Raw genomic sequence first — 24365 nt, forward strand, 5'->3', positions numbered from 1 at the left:
GATGATGCGTTTTTTGTTTTAAGAATTAAGATTGACACAAATACCAAACTAACCATTTGGATAAAAATATTGTTTTTTGATCATAAAAAAAGCCAGTCAATGCTGTGAACATTGCTGGCTTTGTTCCCGAGAGAACTAATGATTAGGAATAAATAAATTGACCTTAACAAAGTTTTATTAACCAAACCATTACAAAAGTATGAAATTATTGCCTAAAAGTAAACCTAAATCTTGTAGGTTTACTCCTAACCACGTAAAAGTTATTAAACTGACGTCGACATTGCTTTTAGCATTAACGATGCAGTTAGCAACTGCAAAAACGGAAAAAAGCCTTGTGCTTATAGATAAGAACATCAAAAACAATGATCCTGTTCAGAAAAAAGTTACCGGAAAAGTTACTAATGAAAAAGGAGAATCACTTCCTGGTGTAAACATTGTTGCAAAAGGTACAAACATTAGTACTCAAACAGATTTTGACGGAAAATTTACTTTTGAAGTTCCGGATAATGCAACTACTTTGGTGGTAACTTATATAGGTCTGCAAGATCAGGAAGTTGCCATTACTGGAGGGGCATTAAATATTGTCCTAAAAGAAATCGGACAACAAATGAATGAGGTAATTGTGGTTGGATACGGATCACAAAACAGAAGAACTTTAAGTACCGCAGTTTCTAAACTGGATAAAAAAGTACTTGAAAATGTACCTTATTCAAACGTAACACAGTCGCTGCAAGGAAACGTAACAGGTTTGGTGGTTAAAACTTCATCAGGACAACCTGGTAAAGCATCAAATGTAATTGTTCGTGGAGGAACTTCTATCGATAATCCATCCGGAGCAACTCCTTTATATATTGTAGATGGCGTTTTGCGTTCTCAGATTGATGATATTAACTCTCTTGATATTGCTTCTCTTCAGGTATTAAAAGATGCTGCAGCAACTTCTATCTATGGAGCTCGTGCTTCAAATGGTGTAATTATTATCACCACTTCTACAGGAAAAGCAGGAAAATTAAAAGTAAGCTATAATGTATCGACTCAAAACAGTAGAATCAATAAAAAATATGATTTTATGGATGGTGGCGATTATATTAAAATGCAACGCTTAGGATTGTATAATGCAGCAGAACTTGCCGGACTTTCTACTACAACCGGAATTGCAAGATTAGGTCAGTTAACTGGTGCAACGCCAGCAGGAACCGGAAATAATTTGCAAAACAATACGCCGTTTGCAACCTTATTAAAATCAAATTTATCGGCAGAGACAATCGGAACGCTTCAGGCAAAAGGCTGGCAGGAAATGGCAGATCCTTTAAATCCTAGCAGTACTATTATGTACAAAAGTACCAACTGGAATGATGTTTTGTTTCAGGATGCTCTTACGCAAAATCATACTTTAGGTTTTAGCGGTGGTACAGATACAGGTGTATTCGACTTAAGTCTGGGGTATTTAAAAGGAGACGGTATTACCATTTTTACCGGATACGAAAGATTTACAAGTAAATTAAATGCTTCTCTAAAAATAGCAGATAATTTTACGATTAATGGTCGTGTTTTATTTTCCAGATCAAGCAACAATCAGGTAGTTGCCAATAGTGTTGTTTTCAACAGATATTTAGGAAACTCGCCAACTACAAAAATGTATTTGGAAGACGGGACTTTAGCGCCGGGACAAAACAATATCAACGGAAATCCATTGTACCAAATGGGTAAAGTAAAAGGGGTAAACGAAAATAATAAATTGCAGATGGGCGTAGATGGTGAATTAAGACTTGCCAAAGATTTTACCTTCACACCAGCGATGTCTTTATATAGCGAAAATGAAAATGACAACACTTTTCAACAAGCATTTTTAAGCGGAAGCAGTGGCTTGGTAGACAACAGCCGACCAGCAACACGATTGAGTAATCAAATTTATCAGGTACAATACGAAGGAGTTTTTGCTTATAAAAAAGGCTGGGATCAGGTTGGTGATTTTGATGCTAAACTGGGAGTTTCAAAATACGACAGATCGATTAAAACATTTAATGCAGCAGGAAAAGGAAGTCCGTCTGATTTAGCGCAGACTTTAGATTCTTCTCCAATTCCGGTTTCAGTTTACAGTAACAATACAAAATTGGTTTTAAATAGCGTTTTCGGACGTGTAAATTACGATTACAAAAACAGATATTTTGCAACAGCTTCATTTCGTTATGACGGTTCATCAAGTTTAGGACCAGATAACAGATATGGTTTTTTCCCTGGAATCTCTGCAGGATGGAATCTTCAGGAAGAAAAATTCTGGGCGAAAGCAATGCCAAAATTCTTCTCTTCTCTTAAACTTCGTGGAAGTTATGGTGTAAACGGAAACTTAGGAACTCTGGGTGATTTCCAGGCTGGAGGATTATATTCAGGATCAACAAATGGTATAGCAAACAGTTACAACGGACAATCTGCAATTATAAACTCTACAATTGCAAATCCGGGATTAAAATGGGAAGAATCACAAACAGTTAATGCCGGTTTTGATATCGGATTAAATGAAGATAAAGTTAGAATCATCGGAGATTTCTATAATAAGTTAACTTCAGATTTATTGACCAACTTAACACTGGCTTCAAATAGTGGTTTCTCTACGGTATTAACCAACTTAGGAGGATTAAGAAGTAAAGGTTTTGAGTTGGAAGTTCAGGCAAATGTGTACAATCAAAACGACTGGAAAATTAATGTTGGGGCAAACGTTTCTCACAATACCAATACAGTTGAGAAACTTCCATTCAATGGAAATGGAAATAACAGAATTGGAGGAACTGAAATCTGGGATGCAAAAAGCGGAGCGTACAAATATGTTGGAGGTTTACAGGAAGGTCAGAAAATTGGAGATTTTTATGCGCACAAACAATTGTACATTCTTTCTACACAAGCAGAAGCCGATGCTTACAACCTAAAAGTTCACGATACGTATGTAACTAAAACGGCAGCAAACGGAGGAAACCCAGAAGGTAAAAAATTCGCAGGAGATGCTGTTTTTGAAGATACAGATAATAACGGAATCATCGACAGCAGAGACAGAACGTATATGGGGAATATGTTCCCGACATTCGTAGGAGGTTTTAATTTTGATGCCGCTTACAAAGGATTCTCATTAACGGTAAGAACAGATTATTCATTAGGAGCAACAATTTACAACGAAGCAAGAGCACGTTTCTTAGGTCAGTTTCAGGGGAATTACGGTTTATTAGCTGAAAGTGGACAAGCGTGGCAAAAAGAAGGAGATATTACAGATGTTCCTCGTTACCGTTGGGCAGATCAGACGAATCAAAATAACTTATTCAGATCTGAGGCGAGTGGTGCGGCATACAATACCAATATGTTTCAGGGAAACAGTCGTTATTATGAAAGCGGAGATTACTTATGTATCAGAGAAATTACATTCAGTTATAACTTTCCAAAATCACTTATCGAAAAAGCAAGCTTAAACTCACTTCGTTTGTACGTTACAGGAAGTAACTTGTATTATTTTACAAAATACAAAGGATTAAGCCCAGAAGTACAGGGTATTGATGGAGGATCAAGTTTAGGATTAAATGCGGCAGGTTCAACAGGAACTTATCCGGTTCCAAGAAACATTATCCTTGGTTTAAACATCAGTTTGTAAATTTTAATTAAAAAATCATGAAAAAGAAATTTCTTTTATACGCAATATTTTTCTCCAGTCTTTCGCTATTCACCTCATGTCAGGATGATTTAGAATTAACTTCGACGAGTGTGATTACCTCCGATAGTTTCTGGAAAACAGAAGACGACGCCAAAGCCGGTGTAAACGGTATGTATGTAAACTTCAGAATCCAGACACAGCAAAATTATTATTTGCTTGGTGGCGCAAGAAGTGCAGAAATAACAGGAGGAGTTCAGTCTCCGTTAACTTTGGCAAATTATTACAACAATAACCTAACGCCACAAAATATTGATGTAGAATGGGGAGGTTTGTATACCGTAATTCATCAGGCGAATCTGGTTTTAAAATATGTTCCACAAATTCAGTTTAGCCCTTCAACGGTAAACGAACAAAAAAGATATATTGCTCAGGCTTATTCTATCCGTGCTTTATGTTATTTTATAATGGCGCGTTCCTGGGGCGGAGTTCCAATTGTTACTGATCCGACAGAAAACACCAATCAGTCACAATACATAATTCCAAGAAATACAATTCAGGAAACTTTTGCCTTCATTAAATCAGATATTGATGCAGCAATTGCCAACTTCCCTGATGTTGCCAACAATAAAACACAATTGTCTCTGGCGTCTGCGTATGCTCTAAAAGCCGATGTAAACTTATGGACAGCAAAACAATTAAGTGGGGGAACAGCTGACTTAAATACAGCTTTGGCAGCCATAAATGCAATACCGGGGACACCAACTTTGTTACCTGCTTTTAAAGATGTTTTTGCTTTCGATAAAAAAGCAAATGCAGAGGTTGTATTTGCCGTTCGTTATTCATTGGCAGATTTACCTTCTTCTTTAGCAGACAACTGGAATCAGTTTATGTTTGTTGGACCAAGTGATTTTGCACCATTAACATCTGCGCAGGCAATCGCTGTTTTCGGAACTTTAGGTACCGGAGCAGGAAATGCAGGTATTTCGAGAGTACAACCGGATATTACAAGATTCAATTTTGCAGCAACAGATACCAGAAAAGCGGCAACGTATCAAACTTTATACAATGGTACAACTCCTGTTGTTACCGGTTTAGTAAAATACAACGGAACTGTAGATGGTACAATCAGAAGATTTGTAAGTGATATTATTATTTACCGTTGGGCTGATATTTTATTAATGAAAGCGGAAATCAAAAATGCTTTAGGACAAGATCCAACTTCAGAAATGAATTTGGTAATGCAAAGAGCAGATCCTTCGGCTTCATTTACAAACAGCACACCAACAGCAAACGATGATGTAATCTTAAAAGAACGTTTGAAAGAATTGGCTTTTGAAGGGAAATCATGGTGGGATATTGTACGTTTCAACAGAACAGATTTAGTTCCGTCTATGGCAGGGAAAAAAGTATTGTTTCCAATTTCTCAAAACACAATAAACTTCAATCCAAAAATTGAACAGAATCCATTGTAATAATAAAAAGAACAAAAAATAAAATAAACAAAAGTTTACAATCAGGCTGGAAATGTACCTGTTTCCAGTCTGATAAAACAAACATTAAAAAATAAAGTCATGAAAATTCAACATTTACAAGGTCTTATTTCGGCTCCATTTACTCCTTTTGATGAAAGCGGAAAATTAGATGTCAGCTTAATTCCTGCTTACTATTCATTTTTAAAAAGAAACGGAGTTACAGGTGCATTTATCATTGGTTCTACGGGTGAAGGTGTTTCTATGTCATTAGAAGAAAAGAAAACCGTAGCAAAAGCCTGGGCAGATTGTTCAAATCATGATGCCGATTTTAAAGTAATGGTTTTTCTTGGCGGAACGTGTTTAACAGATTGCATCGAACTGGCAAAATATTCGTATGAAATTGGTTTATATGCTGTTTCTATTACTGCTCCATTTTACTTCAAACCAGGAAATGTAGATACACTGGCTGAAATTTGTATTACCGTTGGAGAAAGTGTTCCTGATATGCCATTGTATTATTATCATATTCCGGTTTTAACAGGCGTAAATATCCCAATGTTTGATTTGGTAAGGGCTTTAGACGGAAAACTGCCAAACTTTGCCGGAGTGAAATATACGCACGAAGATTTTATGGATTTTCAGAGTTGTATGAGTTATGCCGATGGAAAATTTGATATGCTTTGGGGACGTGACGAAAACATGTTGTCAGCATTAGTTTTAGGTGCAAAAGGCGCGGTAGGAAGTACATTTAATTATGCTGCTCCATTGTATTATGATTTGATTGATGCCTTTAATAATAATGATTTGGTGAAAGCCAGAAAATTGCAGCAAAAATCAATCGACATGATTCGTTTCTTAGGAAAGTATGGCGGAATTTCTGTTGGTAAAGCTTACATGAAATTGGTCGGACATAATTTAGGCGGATTCAGACTTCCGGTTAAAAACATGAGTGCCGAACAATTTGAGTTGTTCAAAAAAGATGTGGCAGGTTTGAATTTTGATGCATTTAAATCCAAATAAAAAGTTTCGTTTTCCTTAAAACAAACACTATGAATAGGTCTTTTTCTTTCTTAATCCTTACTATTTTAATTATGTCAGCAACAGTTGGTTTTTCGCAAAAAACAAAAATTTCAAAAATCGAATGGAAAAAAGCGGCGCAGCTTCAAAATGCTGACGGAAGTATTTCTTTGGGTTTTGCAGGACCAATAAACGGTGTAAATAATGATGTTATGATTGTTGCCGGGGGAGCAAACTTTCAGGACAAATTGCCTTGGGAAGGAGGGAAAAAGCATTATTCTAAAGAAATACATGTTTTAGAAAAAAACGGAGATCAGTACAACTGGAATAAAAAAACAACGACCGAATTACCGGAACCAATAGCCTATTGTGGCGTTGTTTCAACAAGTTTTGGAATCCTGTATACAGGCGGGGAAAATGAAAATGGCTTATCAAATAAAACACAGTTATTAAGCTGGAATAAAGATAAAAATGAAGTTGAGATAAAAAACCTGACAGATTTTCCAATCGCGATTACAAACATTGCTCTTGTAAATGTTAACAATGTAGTGTACGCCATTGGTGGTGATGAAGTAACAAAAACCTCAGATTTGGTTTTTAGTATTGATTTAAATGAAAGTGAACCAAGTTGGAAAACAGAACCAAAATTACCTTTTGCACTGGCAAATTCAGTTGCAGTTGTTCAGCAGGAAACAGAGGAGGTAAATATTTATGTGATTGGCGGAAGAACAAAAACGTCTTTGGGCATAAGTGATTTACACAATACAACATTAGCCTATAATTTAAAAAAGAAAGTTTGGGAAACCAAAGCGCTGATAACCGACGGAAAACATACGACCAACTTTTCAGCCGGAGCCGGAGTTGCTTTCGGGGACCGATATATTATTATTACAGGAGGCGATAACGGTACTACTTTTCATAAAATAGAAACTTATTTGTCTCAGATTGCCAAAGCAGCTTCAGAAGAAGAAAAGGCAAAATTAATTGCCGAAAAAAATATCTTAAATACAACACATCAGGGATTTTACAAGGATATTCTATTGTTTGATACCTCAAAATATAAATGGACAAAATTGGGTGAATTACCCTTTTTGGCTCATGTAACTACAACTGCCGTATTATGGAACGATAAAATTGTTTTATCAAATGGAGAAATAAAGCCCGGAATTCGTACGCCGGATATTATGATAGGCACTATTAAATAAATTAAAAAAGACCAAAAACAAACCCAACCAAAAAATGAAAAACTCTAAATATTATCCGTGGTTAGTAGTAGCGCTGCTTTGGATTGTAGCCTTACTTAACTACATGGACAGGCAAATGCTGGCGACCATGAGACCATCAATGGAAACGGATATTCCGGAACTGGTTTCAGGCGAAAACTTCGGACGCTTAATGGCTGTATTCCTTTGGATTTACGCTTTAATGAGCCCCATTTCAGGAATTATTGCCGATAAAGTAAACAGAAAATGGCTGATTATTGGGAGTTTATTTGTTTGGTCGGCAGTAACGTATGCAATGGGTTATGCCAAAACCTACGACGAAATATACTGGTTAAGAGCCATTATGGGTGTAAGTGAAGCCTTGTATATTCCGGCAGGTTTATCTCTAATTGCCGATTATCACCAGCAAAAAACAAGATCACTGGCGATTGGTATTCACATGACGGGACTTTATGTAGGTTCGGCATTGGGTGGTTTCGGGGCAACAATTGCAGCACGATATTCCTGGCATTCCACCTTTCATCATTTTGGTATCGTTGGGGTAGTTTATTCTATTGTTTTGGTTTTCTTTTTATATGAGAAAAAAACAAAGATTTTTGATCCGGAATTTAATAATACAAGCGAAAAAGCACCTTTGTTAAAAGGTTTGACTTTATTATTTACCAATATTTCCTTTTGGGTAATTCTGTTTTATTTTGCCATTATAAGTTTACCGGGATGGGCGACCAAAAACTGGCTGCCGACCTTATTCTCCGATAATTTAGGTATTTCAATGGATCAGGCGGGACCTTTGGCAACTATTACAATTTCGTTCTCCTCTTTAGTAGGCGTTATTTTCGGAGGAATATTATCAGACAAATGGGTTCAGAAAAATATAAAGGGAAGAATTTATACTAGTGCGATAGGTTTAAGTTTAACAATTCCCGCACTTATGTTGATTGGATTCGGGCATTCATTATTTCATGTGGTTGGAGCAGTTTTGTGTTTTGGTATAGGATACGGAATGTTTGATGCAAATAATATGCCCATAATCTGTCAATTTGTTTCTCCAAAACATCGGGCGACGGCCTACGGTGTTCTTAACATGACAGGAGTTGGCTGCGGCGCATTGGTCACCTCATTGTTAGGTAAATCAGCCGATACCGGCAACCTGGGTTATGGTTTTTCTTTGATGGCCGGTGTCGTACTGATTGCTTTAATAGCACAAATAAGTTTTTTACGTCCTAAAGTAAACGACTTTCAGGATATTTAAAAGGTATTAATTCAACCCCATTTCACGATTAAAATTGTTAGTTAGCTTTTTGGTTTTTTTATAAGCTTGGGCGGAGCCATGCGTTCTGCCCAGCTCATAATTGCCTCAATTTTTATACGATTTAGAAAAAAATGAGAACACAAAAACAAAATTTATTGCTGCTTGTACTGGTTTTCCTGACATCATTTTGTTTTAAGATGAATGCTCAGAACGCCGTAAAAGTAGCTTGCATTGGAGATTCTGTTACGGCCGGCTATTTATTGGCAAATCCGCAGACAGAATCTTATCCGTCACAATTGCAGATTTTGATGGGCAGTGCATTTGAAGTAAAGAATTTTGGATACAGTGGAGCAACACTTTTAAAAAAAGGAAGTAAACCGTATTATAAAACCAAAGAATGTGCAGATGCAATTGCGTATCAGCCGGATATTGCGATTATTCATTTGGGATTAAACGATACAGATCCTAGAAACTGGCCGAATTATAAAGACGATTTCAACGGAGATTATTCCTGGCTGACAGACACTTTAAAAAAGCAAAATCCGAAAGTGAAAATCTATATCTGCCGAATGACGCCCATTTTTAATGAACATTCTCGTTTTAAATCCGGAACAAGAGACTGGTTTTGGCAAATTCAGGAACATATTGGTGAAATTGCAAAAGCAAATAAGGTACATTTAATTGATCTTCACGAAAAACTATACAATCGTCCGGATCTTTTTCCAGACGCATTACATCCAACAAAAGAAGGAGCAAAAATCTTAGCACAAACCGTTTACGAAAATGTAACACAAGACTTTGGAGGATTAAAATTGAGCCCCATTTTTACTGATAATATGGTTTTGCAACGAAATCAGCCAATTGTTATTTATGGAAATGCAAATGGAGGCGAGAAAGTTGACGTAACTTTTGATACCCAAAAGAAAACGGTAACAACAAACGAATACGGAAAATGGAAAGTTGTTTTTCCTGCCATGAAATCTGGCGGAATTCATGAGGTTACGATTTCAGCGTCAGCTAAAAATATCACTTTAAAAAACATTCTAATTGGTGATGTCTGGTTTTGTTCTGGACAATCAAATATGGCTTTTCCTTTAATAAAATCCGAAGGCGGAATTGCTGAAGTAAAAAAAGCAGGAAACAATACCAACCTTCGATTATTCCATTTTAAAGTGCTTCAGGAAACGGATGAAAAAGCTTGGGATTCTCTTACTTTAGAAAAAACAAATCAGCTAAAATATTTTTCTGGAAACTGGAAAATATCAGATTCTTTAAGCGCCAAAGACTTTTCGGCTATCGCCTATTATTTTGGTCAAAAGATTATTCAGGAAGAAAATGTACCAATTGGTTTAATTGAAGTTGCAGTGGGCGGTTCGCCAATAGAATCCTGGATCGACCGATATACTTTGGAACATGATGATAAAGTAGTCGATGTATTAACCAACTGGAGAAAATCTGATTTTTTACAACCGTGGGTACGCTCCCGTGCAGAGGAGAATTTAAAAAATGCTGTAAATCCAAAACAACGTCATCCTTATCAGCCGTCGTATAATTATGAAGCTGGAATTGCCAATTTTACGGAGTTTCCGATAAAAGGATTTCTTTGGTATCAGGGCGAAAGCAATGCACATAATGTAGAATTATACGAACATTTAATGCCCGAATTAGTTGAAAACTGGCGAAAAGTATGGGGAGCTGAATTGCCTTTTTATTTTGTTCAGCTTTCAGGTATCAATCGTCCGTCATGGCCGGAGTTTAGAGACGCACAAAATAAAATTCAAAAAAAGATTTCAAATAGCGGAATGGCCATTAGCATGGATTATGGCGATCCGGAGAATGTGCATCCCATCAATAAAAAACCAATTGCAGATCGGCTTGCATTATTGGCATTGCGAAATACTTACGGAAAAGCTGTCACAGCAACCGGACCGGAAGCAATAAAAGCAGTACAAAAAGGAAATGAAATTGTAGTTTCTTTTTCGAATGCCAAACAATTAGCAACATCGGATAAAAAAGAACTCACCGGTTTTGAATTAGTAACCGATAAAGGAATCCGGATCGAAGGCAAAGCAGAAGTTTATAAAAATCAGATCAGGATTACTATTCCCGATGGACAAAAAATAAAAACTGTTTTGTATGCATGGAAACCCTATACAACTGCAAATCTGGTAAACGAAGCCAGTCTTCCAGGCTCGACTTTTAGACTGGAAGTGGATTCCGGCACCCACAACTAAACAAACATTTTACTGATTTTTTTTCACTTTAGATGAGCTCTGTCTGCATCTAAAGCGGTTTCACCTATCAACATAACTGAACCTGATATTTTAAATTCAGGAATAAAAATATACAACAAATGAGCTATTTAAATACTGATTTAAAAGAATTAAAAGATTTTTATCAGAACCAATTACTAAATAATACAGTGCCATTTTGGTTTCCGAGATCCATAGATACAGAGCATGGCGGTTATTTATTAATGCGAAATCAAACCGGAGATTTAATCGATACCGATAAATCAGTTTGGTTTCAGGGACGTACAGCATGGCTTTTGGCGACGCTTTACAATACAATTGAACCGAAACAAGAATGGCTGGAAGGCGCTAAATCAGGAATTGATTTTATCAATAAACATTGTTTTGATACCGATGGAAGAATGTTTTTTCATGTTACTCAGGATGGAAGTCCAATCCGCAAACGCCGTTATTATTTTTCTGAAACTTTTGCCGTAATCGCGATGAGTGCTTACGCCAAAGCAAGTGGAGATGAGGTCGTAGCAGAGCAGGCACGTCATTTGTTTGGGGAATGTATTAAATATGCTACTACGCCTGGTTTATTAGACCCAAAATATACTTCTACAAGACCTTCAAAAGGAATTGGTTCGCCTATGATTATGATCAATACGGCACAGCAATTAAGAGAAAATATTGGAGATCCAAGATGTGATGAATGGATCACAAAATGGATTGCTGAAATTGAAAACGACTTTGTAAAAGACGATATAAAATGTGTAATGGAGCAAGTTGCGCCAGACGGTTCGATAATTGACCACATTGACGGAAGAACTTTAAATCCGGGTCACGCCATAGAAGGAGCATGGTTTATTTTGCATGAAGCCAAACACAGAAACAACGATCCGCATTTAATTGAACTTGGTTGCAAAATGCTGGATTATATGTGGGAACGTGGCTGGGATAAAGAGCATGGCGGAATTTTATACTTCAAAGATGTATACGATCAGCCGGTTCAGGAATATTGGCAGGACATGAAATTCTGGTGGCCGCACAATGAGGTCATTATAGCCACTTTATTGGCCTACACCATGACCGGAAACGAAAAGTATGCGGAATGGCACAAAATGATTCATGATTACTCGTACAGTAAATTTCACGATAAAGAAAATGGAGAATGGTTTGGATACCTGCACAGAGACGGAAGTGTGGCGCAAACAGCAAAAGGAAATCTTTTTAAAGGACCATTTCATTTACCACGTCAGGAATGGTATTGTACACAAATATTAAACGAATATCTTGAAAAAAACTAAAGTCCGCTTATTCTGATTATCCGCCTGTACATCAAGTTTTTCGTTATTATTTTTTTTAATGCTTATTAACCAATTTATAACCAAATATTAAAAACTATGAAAAATTTATTACGCTATTATTGTTTGTGTTTGATGTGTTTATGTAGTATAAATATAAAAGCGCAAAGTGGTAAAGTTTTAAACCTTGATGGCACTTCGACTTTTATGACAGTGGCGGATCATCCGGATTTAGACTTTGGCTCAGGTCAAAATAAAACCATAACCTGCTGGATTAAAACCACAACAAATACAGGAACACCAAGAATTTTTGCCAAGAGAAATGGCGCATCCGGAAACGGTTACGAATTTTGGACCGGAAATGGTACAAACGCAGGAAAATTTGCTATGAATATGAGTGGTACGGGAACTCCCGCCAATATTAGTACGGCAGGTTATTCTGCCAATCCTTTCGCAGACGGAACCTGGCATCATATTGCAATGGTAATCGACGCATCAAGTAACCGAACGATGTATGGTTATATCGACGGAGTTTTGGCGAATACAGGAAAAGCATTTACGTCTGTAACTTCAGATTTTTCGAATGCTTTAAATTTCGTTGTTGGAGCTACTTCAGATGCTTCAAACAGCTACAAATGGGCAGGACAAATTGATAATGTCAGAGTTTGGAATAAAGCAATGACAGCGACAGAATTACAAGCCGATATGACAGCAGTTGTAAATGCTCCGGCAACAGATCTTCTGGCGGCATGGAATTTTGAAAATGTAACGAGTACTTCAGTTTCCGATGTTTCAGGAAATAATCATACCGGAACACTTTCGGGAACGGCAATATTTTCAAATGCTTTTCCGATGGTTTTAAATTTAGACGGGATAAATGATTATATGTTAGTAGCAAATCATAGCGATTTTAATGTAGCAGCAGGACAAAATTTAACCATTACCTGTAAAATCAAAACGTCTGATTTTGGAAAACGTATTTTAAGCAAACGTCCAAATGGTTCAGGAATTGGGTATGAATTTATAAATAATACTTCGGCAGGAGGCGGACAATTTGGAGTAAATTTAACAACAAGCGCAGGTGCAGCCGGACCGCCATACGGAACTTCAAATATTGCAAATAACATTTGGCATCATTTGGCAATGGTGGTTGATGTAGCCGCAACGAGTTGTAAGATTTATGTTGATGGCGTTTTACAGCAAACCAAAACAACATCAAATATTAGTGGAACCAGTACGGTTTCAAACACTGGAGATTTGTTTTTTGGAACACTGAGTAATTTTTCTTCCTATATGAATGCGCAAATCGATGACATTCGTTTTTGGAGTAAAGCCATGACTGCAGCAGAAGTCGTAACAGATAAAACTGCAACAATTACAGGAACAGAAAGCAGCTTAATCTCAGCTTGGGATTTTGAAAACATAAGCGGTACAACGGTTCCGGATATTTCGGGACATAATCATCCGGGAACTTTAATGAATGGCGCTTCGGTTATTGCGCAGACAAACGAAATGCAGATCAATTCGGTTACTTTGGTTCAGACCGAATTGCCGACTGGTTTAGGAGATACCGATCAAAGAATCATTGCCGTTAAGGCTTCTGTAAGCGGAAATTTAAATCCTTTAACGGTAAGCGCTTTAAAGTTTACTATGACTGGAACTACGAATAGTAGCGACGTAACCAATATTAAAATATATTCTAGTGGAAGCACAGCGATTTTCAATCCGGCAACCGCGACTTTGTTTGCAAATGTTTCCCCGTCAAGCGGAAATCTTACAGCAAATGGTTCAAAAGTTTTGACTTCCGGAGATAATTATTTCTGGATTACCTATGACGTTTCAGCAACTGCAACAGAAGGAAATTTGCTGGACGCAACCTGCGAATCTATTATTGCTAACGGAATAACCTACAATACAACCTCAAATACAGTATCGGGAAATCGTGTAATTTTATTAGCAAATACGCTTTTATTTACACCGGGAGATGCAGGTTCTGTGAGTTATCGTATTCCGGCAATTATTACAGCTGCTGATGGTTCATTGGTAACGGTAACCGATAAAAGATGGAATGGCGCAGGTGATTTAGCAGCAAAAATAGACCCTGTTGTACGCAGAAGTACAGATAATGGAAAAACATGGTCATCGCCAGTAACAATTGCCAATTTTGGAGCTGCAACAGGAGCAGGAGATGCGGCTTTGGTTTTAGATCAGACAACCGGAGAATTATTATGTTTGGTTTCGGCAGATAAAGGTTTTTTTGCTTCAACAAATGCAGCGCCTGCAAAAGTTTTGGTTATTCACAGTACAGACAATGGCGTAACTTGGGGAACTCCAGTTGATATTACAAATCAGATTTACGGACCAAACCCAAATTGGAAAGGATTATTTGTGGCTTCAGGAAGAGCACATCAATTACGAGACGGAAAAATTGTAGCCGCAATCGCCGTTAGAGAAAATGTTTCAGGAACAGAGCGCATCAGCAATTATTTAATTACAAGTGCCGATCACGGTGTAACTTGGACTGCTTCTACAGGAAGAGCAGAAATAGATGGTGATGAAGCTAAAGTAGTAGAATTAAATAACGGAAATATTATGATGAGCATAAGAAATCCAGGAACACGCCGATTTAATGTTTCGACAAATAAAGGTGCTACCTGGGGAACAGCTTATAATCAATCGAGTATTACAGATCCAAATTGTGATGGTGATTTTATCCGTTATACGTCAACACTTGATGGATATGATAAAAACCGTTTATTACATTCTATTCCGTTTTCGGGCAGCCGTAGAAATGTAAGCGTGCAAATGAGTACAGATGAAGGAGCAACCTGGGGTTCACCAAAAACAATTTTCCCAGGAGCATCAGCCTATTCTAGTCTGACTATTTTGCCTGACGGAACGATCGGAATTTATTATGAAAACGGAGAAAGTTCAACCTATCAAATGTATTTTGTTCGTTTCTCTTTAAACTGGCTTACAAATGGTGCAGATACATTTTTACCTCCGTCAGGTTCATTATCAGCAAAAAAAGTTTCAGAAATAAATGCAATCGAAGATCAGAAATTTAGCGTTGAGGTAAGCCCTAATCCTGTTACTGATACTGTAAAAATTAAAATAAATAATGCTGTTGGAGCTACTGATGTAAAATTATTTGATTTGTCGGGAAAATTAATTCAAACTTCCTCTTTAAATTTGAATGAAAAAGATATTTCGTTTTCATTGGCAGGTCAGCCTCAGGGAATTTATCTTTTAAATATAAAAGATTCAAATACTGAAAGTAGCAGTAAAATAATAAAGAAATAAAACTAAAACATGAAACAAGCAATTGTAAATGCTGTTGTGCATACGGGCGAGGAAATAATTGATAATGGCGTTATTATCATAGAAAACGGAAAAATTCTTTCGGTACAAAATGAAATTCCAAATGACGTTAAGCAAATTGATTTAAAAGGAAATCATATTGCCGCAGGATTTATAGATATTCAGATTAACGGTGGAGAAAAGTACTATTTCAGTCAGACTCCAAACGAAGAAACCATTCAGGATATTTATGATGCCAGTATGAAATATGGAACAACACATGTCTTGCCTTGTTTGATTTCATCTTCAAGAGAAACCATTTTGCAAGGAATTGAGGCCGTTCGCGATTATATGAAAAAGCATCATAATGGCGTAATAGGAATGCATTTGGAAGGACCGTTTTTGAATCCGTTAAGACGTGGTGCGCACAGCATTGATCAGGTTCGAAAACCAACTAACGAAGAGCTTGAAGAAATTATAAAACACGGAAAAGATATTATAAAAGTAATTACAATTGCTCCGGAATGTTTTACAGAAGAACAGTTACAAATGCTGATTGATAGCGGAATTACGATTTCTATCGGACATTCGACAATTACCCATAAAGAAGCGCAGTTTTATTTTTCGAAAGGAATAAATCTGGTAACGCACCTGTTTAATGCTATGACACAGTTTGGTCACCGTGAACCTGGTTTAGTAGGAGCTGTTTTCGAAAATGAAAATGTTTATGCTCCTGTTATTCTCGATGGAGCACATTGCGATTATGCGGCTGCAAAAGTGGCGTATAAACTGAAACAGGAAAAATTCTTTCTTATAAGTGATGCCACATTTTTGGGTAGAAAAGTAGCCAATTTTAAATGGGATAATTTTGATGCTCATTTAGAAAACGGATTTTACAGAAATGAAGACGGGAATCTGGCAGGCGCTACAATATCAATGTTAGAAGCAGTTCAAAATGCCTATAATCATTTAAATGTTTCGGCCGATGAAGCAGTAAAAATGGCAACTACAAGAGTGGCTTCGGCAATTGGTATGCAAGATAAAGTTGGTAAAATAAAATCGGGATTTCCGGCCAGTTTTGTTCAGTTCAATGCTGATTTATCTCAAATAGAAACCTTAAATTTTTCGTAAGCCTATTTATATAATGATTAAAGAAAAATTACGCCAGTCTGTAGATAAATTTAAAGACTGGAAAATTATTTTTGCCGGAATTACTTTTTCATTCTTGTGGGCATCTGCATCAACAGCCACAAAAATCGGATTGCATTCGGCACAGCCTTTTGTAATTTCTATGTTCAGGTTTATCATTGCGGGGAGCATTATGCTTTTTATTTCGCATATTATAATGGCAAAACGTTTGCCTCAGAAAAAAGAATGGATTCAAATCAGTATTTACGGTTTGCTAAACATTACTTTTTATTTGGGCTTATATGTTATTGCCATGCAAAAAGTATCCGCTGGTCTAGGGAGTTTAGCAGTAGCAACTAATCCTGTTTTTATTGTTTTGATCTCAGCTGTTTGGTTATCGCATAAAATCAAATTCAAAAACATTCTTAGTTTGTTGCTTTGTTTTACGGGTGTTTTTTTAGCTGCCTATCCGTTATTACAAAGCAGTTTTGCTACTCCCGCCGGCATACTAATTTTAATTGTCAGTATGATTGCCTATTCATTAGGAACCATTTATTATTCGACACAAGAATGGAATTCATTACATATTTTGACAATAAATGGCTGGCAAACCATAATTGGTGCGTTATTTCTTCTTCCTGCTTTATGCATCACATATGATGGTGATAAAAATAGTTTTGACAGCGATTTTTGGTTCTCGACTTCCTGGCTGGCTATTGCAGTATCTGTTGGCGCGATACAATTTTGGTTGTATCTTATAAAAATCAATCCTATAAAAGCTTCCTATTGGCTTTTTTTATGTCCGATATTTGGCTTTTTGATCGCTTATTTTATTGTCGATGAACCGCTGACTTTATATACTCTTTTTGGAGTCCTCTTTGTAATAACAGGACTATATGTGAGTCTGACTTCTAAAGAATTAAAATAATAAAGATAAAAATGAGTTAATTATAACTACAGTTTTTTAAAACTTTTAAATTTTAAAAAACGGTTTCGAATAGCATCCAAATTAAAACTTTTCTGTCAATAGACTTGCATTTTGCGGGCTTATTGATAGTTTTGTACTAAATATTCCCAAATTTTTTACCTACTAAACCTATGAAAAAAAACAAGCACTATTTTTTACTTGCATTGTTGGCAAGTATTTTTTTTAGCTGTAGCGATCACGATATCGATGGTGATTTGTATCAGCCCAATTATTTGCCCAGCATAGACGCAACAAACCTCCCAAAGGAAAACCGGCCAATGACCATGTTTGAAGATAATGAAAGTTCTTCAAAAATGTATGACAATGCCGATCGTTGGTTTAGAGTCAATCAGCCCCTTCAGATTATTCAAAAAGGAAAAGATTCTGTACAAGTATCGCTTTATTCGCCAGTCGGACTTTCTGATGTGAAAATTTATGCAAAATTGCCTAATTATGAGAAGCGATTTTTAATTTACAACTTTACAAAAGTCCCTGCCTTTCACAGATCGTTTCATAAAATCCCGATGACAACCGGAAAAAATGACTATTTATTAGAAACAGGAAATACCGTTACAATTGACAAAATTGATGGTTTCTCTTCGGGAGCTGTTGAATTTTCTGTGGAATCTGAAGATCCGTTATTTCAGAAATTCAAAAAAATAAAATCCTCGCATTTAGTTCGTTTCAGCGATTCTTATCATATTAATGAGTTAGGAAAATATCTTCCGATGAATCCTGCATTGGCAAAAGAAGCAATCACAATGATTATTAATTATTCTTATGCTTTAAGTCATCCTTTATACTACAGTACTTTTGTTAATTTTGATAAATACAAACAAGAACAGGCTGCAACGGCCGGAACTGCGATAAACGGCGCCTTAAATTGGCATGGAAATGCAGAAGACACAAATGGAGTTTACGATTACCTGTCTAAAGAGGAAATCGAAAAAATATATTTGAATTATCTGGATGGCCGTAACCTGAATATGGCAATGGTTGGCGGTGATTCTGCCTGGGGCGGAGGAGCGTTGGCTTCACAATGGGAATCTGGTTATGTAACCGGACATTGGTTGGGCGAAATGTCGGTTTGGTCGCATGAATATTCACATCATATTGGATTTAGCCATACGAGCAATTTAGCAAATAGTGGTGAAGGAGGAGGCCAGCAGGAAATGCTGACTCATTTTTATAAGTATTTAATTTATTTAAATGATCTTCCATTTACAGATCCTGAGGTTCTAAAAACGTATGCAAAAACAACTTATTTAAACGGAACCTACAAGAAACCAGTATTTACAATTAATCCTAAAAATCCGTTTTTGCTGAAATATAAAGGTGAAGGAAAATGGAAATAAAATATAAAATCAAGATGAAGAATATTTTGCCCTTAATTCTAATGCTTTGTTTTTTTACCAATTGTAGTAAAGATTCTTTAAGCATGGAGCCAACAAATTATGATTACTATTATCCAAGTGATGAAGCCTCTATAACAGAAAAACAAATAGGTGATGGTACCGGAACATTAGACCCAAGAGGAATTGCAGTTTCTAATGATAAATTATATGTTTGTAACGGTGATGTATTGGAGGTTTTTAATGCTGTAACGTTAGCACATTTAAAAACAGTTACCAATTATATAAAAGGAACTACTACGATCCCGCTTACGAATCTAACGTCAATTAGTATTGATAACGGACGTATTTATCTTGGAAGCACTGATTCAAGATTATTTGTAATGGATGAAGCAACTACACTTGGAATTACTACTGTAGGAAACGGACAATGGTGGCAAACTTTTGTACACGTTTTTGGTGTTGTTGTTAAAGACGGATTGGTATTTGTAAAAGAAAAAGAGAAATCAATTAAAGTGTTTGAAACTTCACAAATTACAGAAACAAGCGATTGGAATCTGAAGCCTATTGCTAAATTAAACACCTTAAACGGCTACACCGAAATTTATTCAATGGGAATTATTTCCGGGAATTTGGTTGTTGCAGGAAGAGATGCAAAAAGCTATTTATATTATGATATTGCAAATATTAAGGCCAATGCTGCAGCTTCGCTTACTACACCAATTGAACCTGTAAAAGCACCACTTTCAGAAATAAAACCTGTTTCAGTTTTATTTAATGGCGATTGGGCAATTGCCTCAGAAAATGAAGGAAGTACTTCTTATTTGAGAATTTATCCAAAAGACGAATTCAGTAATAAAAATTACAAAGCAATTATTAATGCTTCAGATGTTATGGGACAAAATCCTTTTGGAACAATAGTAAGTACAGCACAGCTGAACGATCGCATTTTTTTATCGGATAATACGAATAAAAAAATTAGAGTTATTAAACTGAATAAATCTACAATTGCTGAGCAAAAGAACTAGATAGATCTTATAGATTTGATTTTAAAAAAGCCTGTAAACGTATTGTTTATGGGCTTTTTTTTGCAACATATTCCGTCCTAAATATTTGAAAATTTGGCTTCTTCTAATAAATTATTTTCCTGAGCTTTTCAACAAATAAAATTGATTTTTTTAGCAAAGTTCATAGTCTTTTTAATGGGGAAATTTGTATCAGAAATTATTGTTGTTAAACCTACTTTGTAATAGGTCTTCAACAAAATAGAGAAATACAAAACAATTAAAAATTAGAATAATGGATTTAAGATTAAAAGGGAAAAGAGTTTTGGTTACAGGCTCAAGTTCCGGATTGGGAGAGGCTATTGTTAAATTTTTAGCAACAGAAGGAGCAAGTGTAATCGTTCACGGCCGAAATGAAGATCGCGCGAGAAAAGTAAGTGAAGAAATCAAATTAAATGGAGGAATTGCAGACATTGTAATTGGAGATTTAACCACAGATGAAGGAGCAGATACTGTTGCGAATGAAGCGTTAAAGAATGGTCAGATTGATATTCTTATTAATAATGCCGGTGCTACTTCTCATAAATCATGGGGTGAAGCGACTGCTGAAGATTGGGCATATATGTATAATAATAACGTTGTTTCTTATGTAAGGATGGTACAACGTGTGGTTCCTCAAATGAAAAAACTGGGATGGGGCAGAGTAATTCATATTGGTGGAGGTCTGGGAATTCAGCCAATAAAAGAACAGCCACATTATAATGCAACTCTTGCAGCGCGCCATAATATGTCAATTTCATTAGCAAGATCATTAAAAGATTCGGGAATAACTTCAAATGTAGTTTCACCTGGTGCGATAATTAATCCAATGGTAGAAGACTGGCTGGTAAATTCTGCGTCTAAGTTTAACTGGGGGACAGATTTAGAAGAGATTAAATACAAAGCTGTTCAGGAATTAATACCTAACGATACTGGAAGATTTGGCGAGCCTGAAGAAATTGCGGGTGCAGTAGCATACCTTTGCAGCACTTATGCTGATTACATTAGCGGGGCAACGATTAGAGTAGATGGAGGAACAATAAGATGTATGTAATAGAAGAACCGATGAATAAATGATTTCGAAATTCATTAACTAAAAAGCAAAAAGCCTGTAAATAGTATATTTACAGGCTTTTTTGTAAAAATGGAGGAACCTTATTAAAAATTTTTAAAATTAAAGCTAATTAAGCTTTTGTGATTTGTAATTAGTTGTTTTTTAGTGACTTATGCAATGTGTTTTTCACGGGCTTTATTTTCTGTTTTTACGGTTCTTAACTATAGGTTCATTTTAAAAGGTTTGTTTCATTTTCTAATTTGCAACCAAATTCCAGGCTACGCAGGCTACTTCCAGTGCCATTAATTTTAACTTAGATGCACCACTGTTATTAATTTTAAATCAAAAACCATGAAAAAAATCCTTATTGAATGTTTGTCATCGTTTATAATTGTGACCTTCATATCTTCAGAATTAAGAGCCCAGAATGTTTCTAATACCACAAAAAAGGAAGCAAGTTCTTTTACTAAGCAAAAACAAGAAGATTTACTTTCCTATCTTCCATTTAATGATAAAACAGATTATGAAAATGCAAGAAAAGGTTTTATTGCCACATTGCCTGCCGGAGAGATTAAAGATGAAAAAGGTTCAGTGGTTTATAGTATGAAACAGTATGATTTTATTAAAGATAAAGCCCCGGCGACGACCAATCCAAGTTTATGGAGACAAAGCGAGATAAACAGTATTAATGGTTTATTTAAAGTTACGGACGGGATTTATCAGATACGTGGATTTGATTTGGCCAATATGACTCTTATTGAAGGGAAAACAGGATGGATTATTATAGATCCTCTTTTATCACCGCCTACGGCCAAAGCAGGTTTGGAACTTGCTAATCAAAAACTTGGAGCAAGAAAAGTCTCTGCAATTATTCATACACACAGTCATATTGATCACTTTGGAGGAATCAGAGGTGTAGTTGATGAAGCTGATGTGAAAAGCGGAAAAGTGCCAATTTATGTTCCTGAAGGTTATTTTGATGAAGCAATAAGTGAAAATGTTATGGGAGGAAATACTATGGGAAGAAGAGCTTCTTATATGTATGGAAACCTTCTTCCTAAAGATGCAAAAGGAACATTAGGTACAGGACTGGGACAAACAACTTCAACTGGTTTGGCCGGTATTTTGGAAGGAACGGAAATAATAAAAAAATTAGACGGAGAAAAAAAGATTATTGACGGAATAACAGTAGAATTTATTTACACACCAGAATCAGAAGCACCTGCTGAAATGATGTTTTATTTTCCTGAATTTAAATCTTTCTGTCAGGCAGAAGATTTAAGTCATACTTTACATAATTTATATACGCTAAGAGGTGCAAAGGTAAGAAACGGCCAAAAATGGAGTGAATATATTGATTTGTCTCTTCAGAAATGGGGTAAAGATGTTCAGTCTTCTTTTGGGTCTCATCACTGGCCAACATGGGGAAATGAAACTATAAATACCTACTGGAAAAGTCAGAGAGATTTATATAGATTTATTCATGATCAAACTTTAAGATTAGCAAATGAAGGATATACTCCTGTTGAAATTGCTAATATGATAAAACTACCGGAAAGTCTTGATAAACAATTCTACAATCGGGGTTATTACGGTTCAGTAAGTCATAACATTAAAGCGCAATATGATCTTTATTTTGGATGGTTTGACGGAAATCCCGCCAATCTTGATAAGCTGCCACCGGCTGAAGAGGGTAAAAAGTATGTTGAATTTATGGGTGGTGCATCTAGTGTCTTGACAAAAGCGAAACAATCATATGACAAAGGCGAATATCGCTGGACAGCTACGGTACTTAACAATCTGGTATTTGCAGAACCAAAAAATCAAAGTGCACGAAATCTTTTGGCAGATACCTATGAACAGTTAGGATATCAGGCAGAATCAGGTCCTTGGAGAAATTTTTATTTATCTGGAGCTAAAGAACTGAGAGATGGAGTTAAAGTATTACCATCACCAAATACAGCAGGACCAGATATGGTACGTGGAATGTCAACAAGTTTGTTTTTTAACTTTCTTGCAATGAAATTTAAAGGAACTGAACCAGCTGCCGCAGCTATGAAATACAATTTCAATATTACAATGCCCGATGTAAACGAAAAAGTAGCGCTAATTGTTGAGAATGGAGTTGTAAATCCAAGGATAGGAAGTAATGTTTCTGAAGATGTGACAGCCTCTCTTACAATTAATAGAAAGGATCTAGATCGTATAAGTCTTGGAGAGAGTTCTTTTAAAGATCTGGTTGATAACGGAACTATTAAAATCACAGGTGATAAAAATGCATTTGTTAATTTTCTAGGTCAGATAGACAGTTTTAATTTCTGGTTTAATATTGTCGAGCCTTAGTTTTTTCTCGATAACCAGGACAAATTTATTTTTTGTTTTCTAATGAATATTACCCTGATCTTTTATTCTTTTATACGAGGAAAAAATGATCAGGGTAAATCTCAAAGGGTTTAATTCTAATAAGAGAAGGAAAATTGAAAGAGATTTATAAGAAAGAGTGCTGTATAATCGAAAGTATTATCAGATAAACTGAAATAATTATTTTTGAAGGAACTAAATTTTAAGTTCGATTTAATTTAATCCGGTTTTAATAATTAATTGAAAAATGTTAGATTAAAATATGTTCAATAGTTCATTTGTTAATTTAGTTTTGATGGGAATTATTGCCTTATTTCCCGTTGTTAACCCTTTTGGATCTGCTTTTTTAATAAGTCCGTATTTGAAAAATCTTTCTAAGAGCCAGAAAAAAAATGCTGTTAGAAAGATCACAATTTACACATTTTGCTTTTGTGTTAGTATTTTGTTTATGGGACCTTTTATATTGCAGGCATTTGGAATAAGCATTTCAATTATTCAGCTGGGAGGAGGAATAATGATATGTAAAATAGGCTGGGAATTTCTTAATTCAGATGAACAGCAGCGATCAGAAAACACGCTGAAAGAAAATATCACCCAAATAAACATCAGCGATAAATTATTTTATCCAATAACATTTCCTGTCACCGCCGGGGCAGGTACCATTTCTGTTTTATTTACATTAAGTGCCCATGCAGGATCTATGGTAAATAAGTCAAGCTATTATTTGCATTTAGTCGCGATTTTAATTTCGATAACATTTTTGTGTGGTTTAGTTTATGTGTGTTACATGAATATTAGGCGCGTGCTCGATTTTTTGGGACCAAATGGCGGAGATGTAGTCAAACGTATTTTTGCTTTTTTAGTTTTTTGTGTTGGGCTTCAAATTGCATTTACAGGTTTACTTGTTTTATTGAAAATTTGAATGATAGAGAGATGAAACTGTTACTTATAGAAATTAAATCTATGTTAAAAGAGAAATTTTATTTCTATATTAGTTTGAAATTTGTGAAATGTCTAATTAATA

15 protein-coding genes are annotated in these 24365 nt (G+C 35.8%); all 15 read left to right on the plus strand.

Annotated elements, in window-relative coordinates; translation table 11 throughout:
* The first annotated feature begins 199 nt into the window (after nucleotides 1–199).
* The 15 genes from KHA98_RS11415 to KHA98_RS11485 all read left to right on the plus strand — a co-directional run bounded on the left by KHA98_RS11415 (nucleotide 200) and on the right by KHA98_RS11485 (nucleotide 24263).
* Nucleotides 200–3634 carry a SusC/RagA family TonB-linked outer membrane protein gene (locus KHA98_RS11415; protein WP_213258059.1) on the plus strand — a complete coding sequence of 1145 codons (3435 nt, stop codon included), beginning with the start codon at nucleotides 200–202 and terminating at the stop codon, nucleotides 3632–3634.
* Nucleotides 3635–3651: 17 nt separating this feature from the next.
* Nucleotides 3652–5106, plus strand: coding sequence for a RagB/SusD family nutrient uptake outer membrane protein (locus KHA98_RS11420; RefSeq protein ID WP_213258060.1), 1455 nt, complete (start codon nucleotides 3652–3654; stop codon nucleotides 5104–5106).
* A 99-nt stretch (nucleotides 5107–5205) separates the two neighbouring features.
* Complete coding sequence (locus KHA98_RS11425) at nucleotides 5206–6126, plus strand: dihydrodipicolinate synthase family protein (protein WP_213258061.1); 921 nt, start codon at nucleotides 5206–5208, stop codon at nucleotides 6124–6126.
* 29 nt (nucleotides 6127–6155) lie between these two features.
* Nucleotides 6156–7328, plus strand: coding sequence for a galactose oxidase (locus KHA98_RS11430; protein ID WP_213258062.1), 1173 nt, complete (start codon nucleotides 6156–6158; stop codon nucleotides 7326–7328).
* Nucleotides 7329–7362: 34 nt separating this feature from the next.
* A complete protein-coding gene (locus KHA98_RS11435) occupies nucleotides 7363–8598 on the plus strand; it encodes an MFS transporter (protein ID WP_213258063.1) in 1236 nt (411 codons plus the stop codon).
* Nucleotides 8599–8729: 131 nt separating this feature from the next.
* Nucleotides 8730–10832 carry a GDSL-type esterase/lipase family protein gene (locus tag KHA98_RS11440; RefSeq protein ID WP_213258064.1) on the plus strand — a complete coding sequence of 701 codons (2103 nt, stop codon included), beginning with the start codon at nucleotides 8730–8732 and terminating at the stop codon, nucleotides 10830–10832.
* Between the two features lie 119 nt (nucleotides 10833–10951).
* On the plus strand, nucleotides 10952–12139 hold the full coding sequence (locus tag KHA98_RS11445) for an AGE family epimerase/isomerase (protein ID WP_213258065.1): 1188 nt from the start codon (nucleotides 10952–10954) through the stop codon (nucleotides 12137–12139).
* Between the two features lie 96 nt (nucleotides 12140–12235).
* The gene (locus KHA98_RS11450) at nucleotides 12236–15439 is read left to right on the plus strand and encodes a LamG-like jellyroll fold domain-containing protein (protein ID WP_213258066.1); all 3204 of its coding nucleotides are present in this window, start codon (nucleotides 12236–12238) and stop codon (nucleotides 15437–15439) included.
* A gap of 9 nt (nucleotides 15440–15448) precedes the next feature.
* Entirely contained in the window at nucleotides 15449–16567 is a 1119-nt protein-coding gene (nagA, locus tag KHA98_RS11455) for an N-acetylglucosamine-6-phosphate deacetylase (protein WP_213258067.1), read from the plus strand.
* A 13-nt stretch (nucleotides 16568–16580) separates the two neighbouring features.
* Complete coding sequence (locus tag KHA98_RS11460) at nucleotides 16581–17492, plus strand: DMT family transporter (RefSeq protein ID WP_213258068.1); 912 nt, start codon at nucleotides 16581–16583, stop codon at nucleotides 17490–17492.
* A gap of 170 nt (nucleotides 17493–17662) precedes the next feature.
* Entirely contained in the window at nucleotides 17663–18886 is a 1224-nt protein-coding gene (locus tag KHA98_RS11465; protein ID WP_213258069.1) for a hypothetical protein, read from the plus strand.
* The gene (locus KHA98_RS11470) at nucleotides 18877–19911 is read left to right on the plus strand and encodes an NHL repeat-containing protein (RefSeq protein ID WP_213258070.1); all 1035 of its coding nucleotides are present in this window, start codon (nucleotides 18877–18879) and stop codon (nucleotides 19909–19911) included. The genes KHA98_RS11465 and KHA98_RS11470 overlap by 10 nt, the downstream gene beginning before the upstream one ends.
* A 271-nt stretch (nucleotides 19912–20182) precedes the next feature.
* On the plus strand, nucleotides 20183–20980 hold the full coding sequence (locus tag KHA98_RS11475; RefSeq protein ID WP_213258071.1) for an SDR family NAD(P)-dependent oxidoreductase: 798 nt from the start codon (nucleotides 20183–20185) through the stop codon (nucleotides 20978–20980).
* 351 nt (nucleotides 20981–21331) lie between these two features.
* Nucleotides 21332–23323 (plus strand): alkyl/aryl-sulfatase, encoded by a 1992-nt coding sequence (locus tag KHA98_RS11480; protein WP_213258072.1) that lies wholly within the window; start codon nucleotides 21332–21334, stop codon nucleotides 23321–23323.
* Nucleotides 23324–23636: 313 nt separating this feature from the next.
* Nucleotides 23637–24263 carry a MarC family protein gene (locus KHA98_RS11485; RefSeq protein ID WP_246522320.1) on the plus strand — a complete coding sequence of 209 codons (627 nt, stop codon included), beginning with the start codon at nucleotides 23637–23639 and terminating at the stop codon, nucleotides 24261–24263.
* Nucleotides 24264–24365: the final 102 nt, after the last annotated feature.

Origin of the sequence: Flavobacterium branchiicola, assembly GCF_018383905.1 — a bacterium.
GTDB classification, from domain to species: Bacteria; Bacteroidota; Bacteroidia; order Flavobacteriales; family Flavobacteriaceae; genus Flavobacterium; species Flavobacterium branchiicola.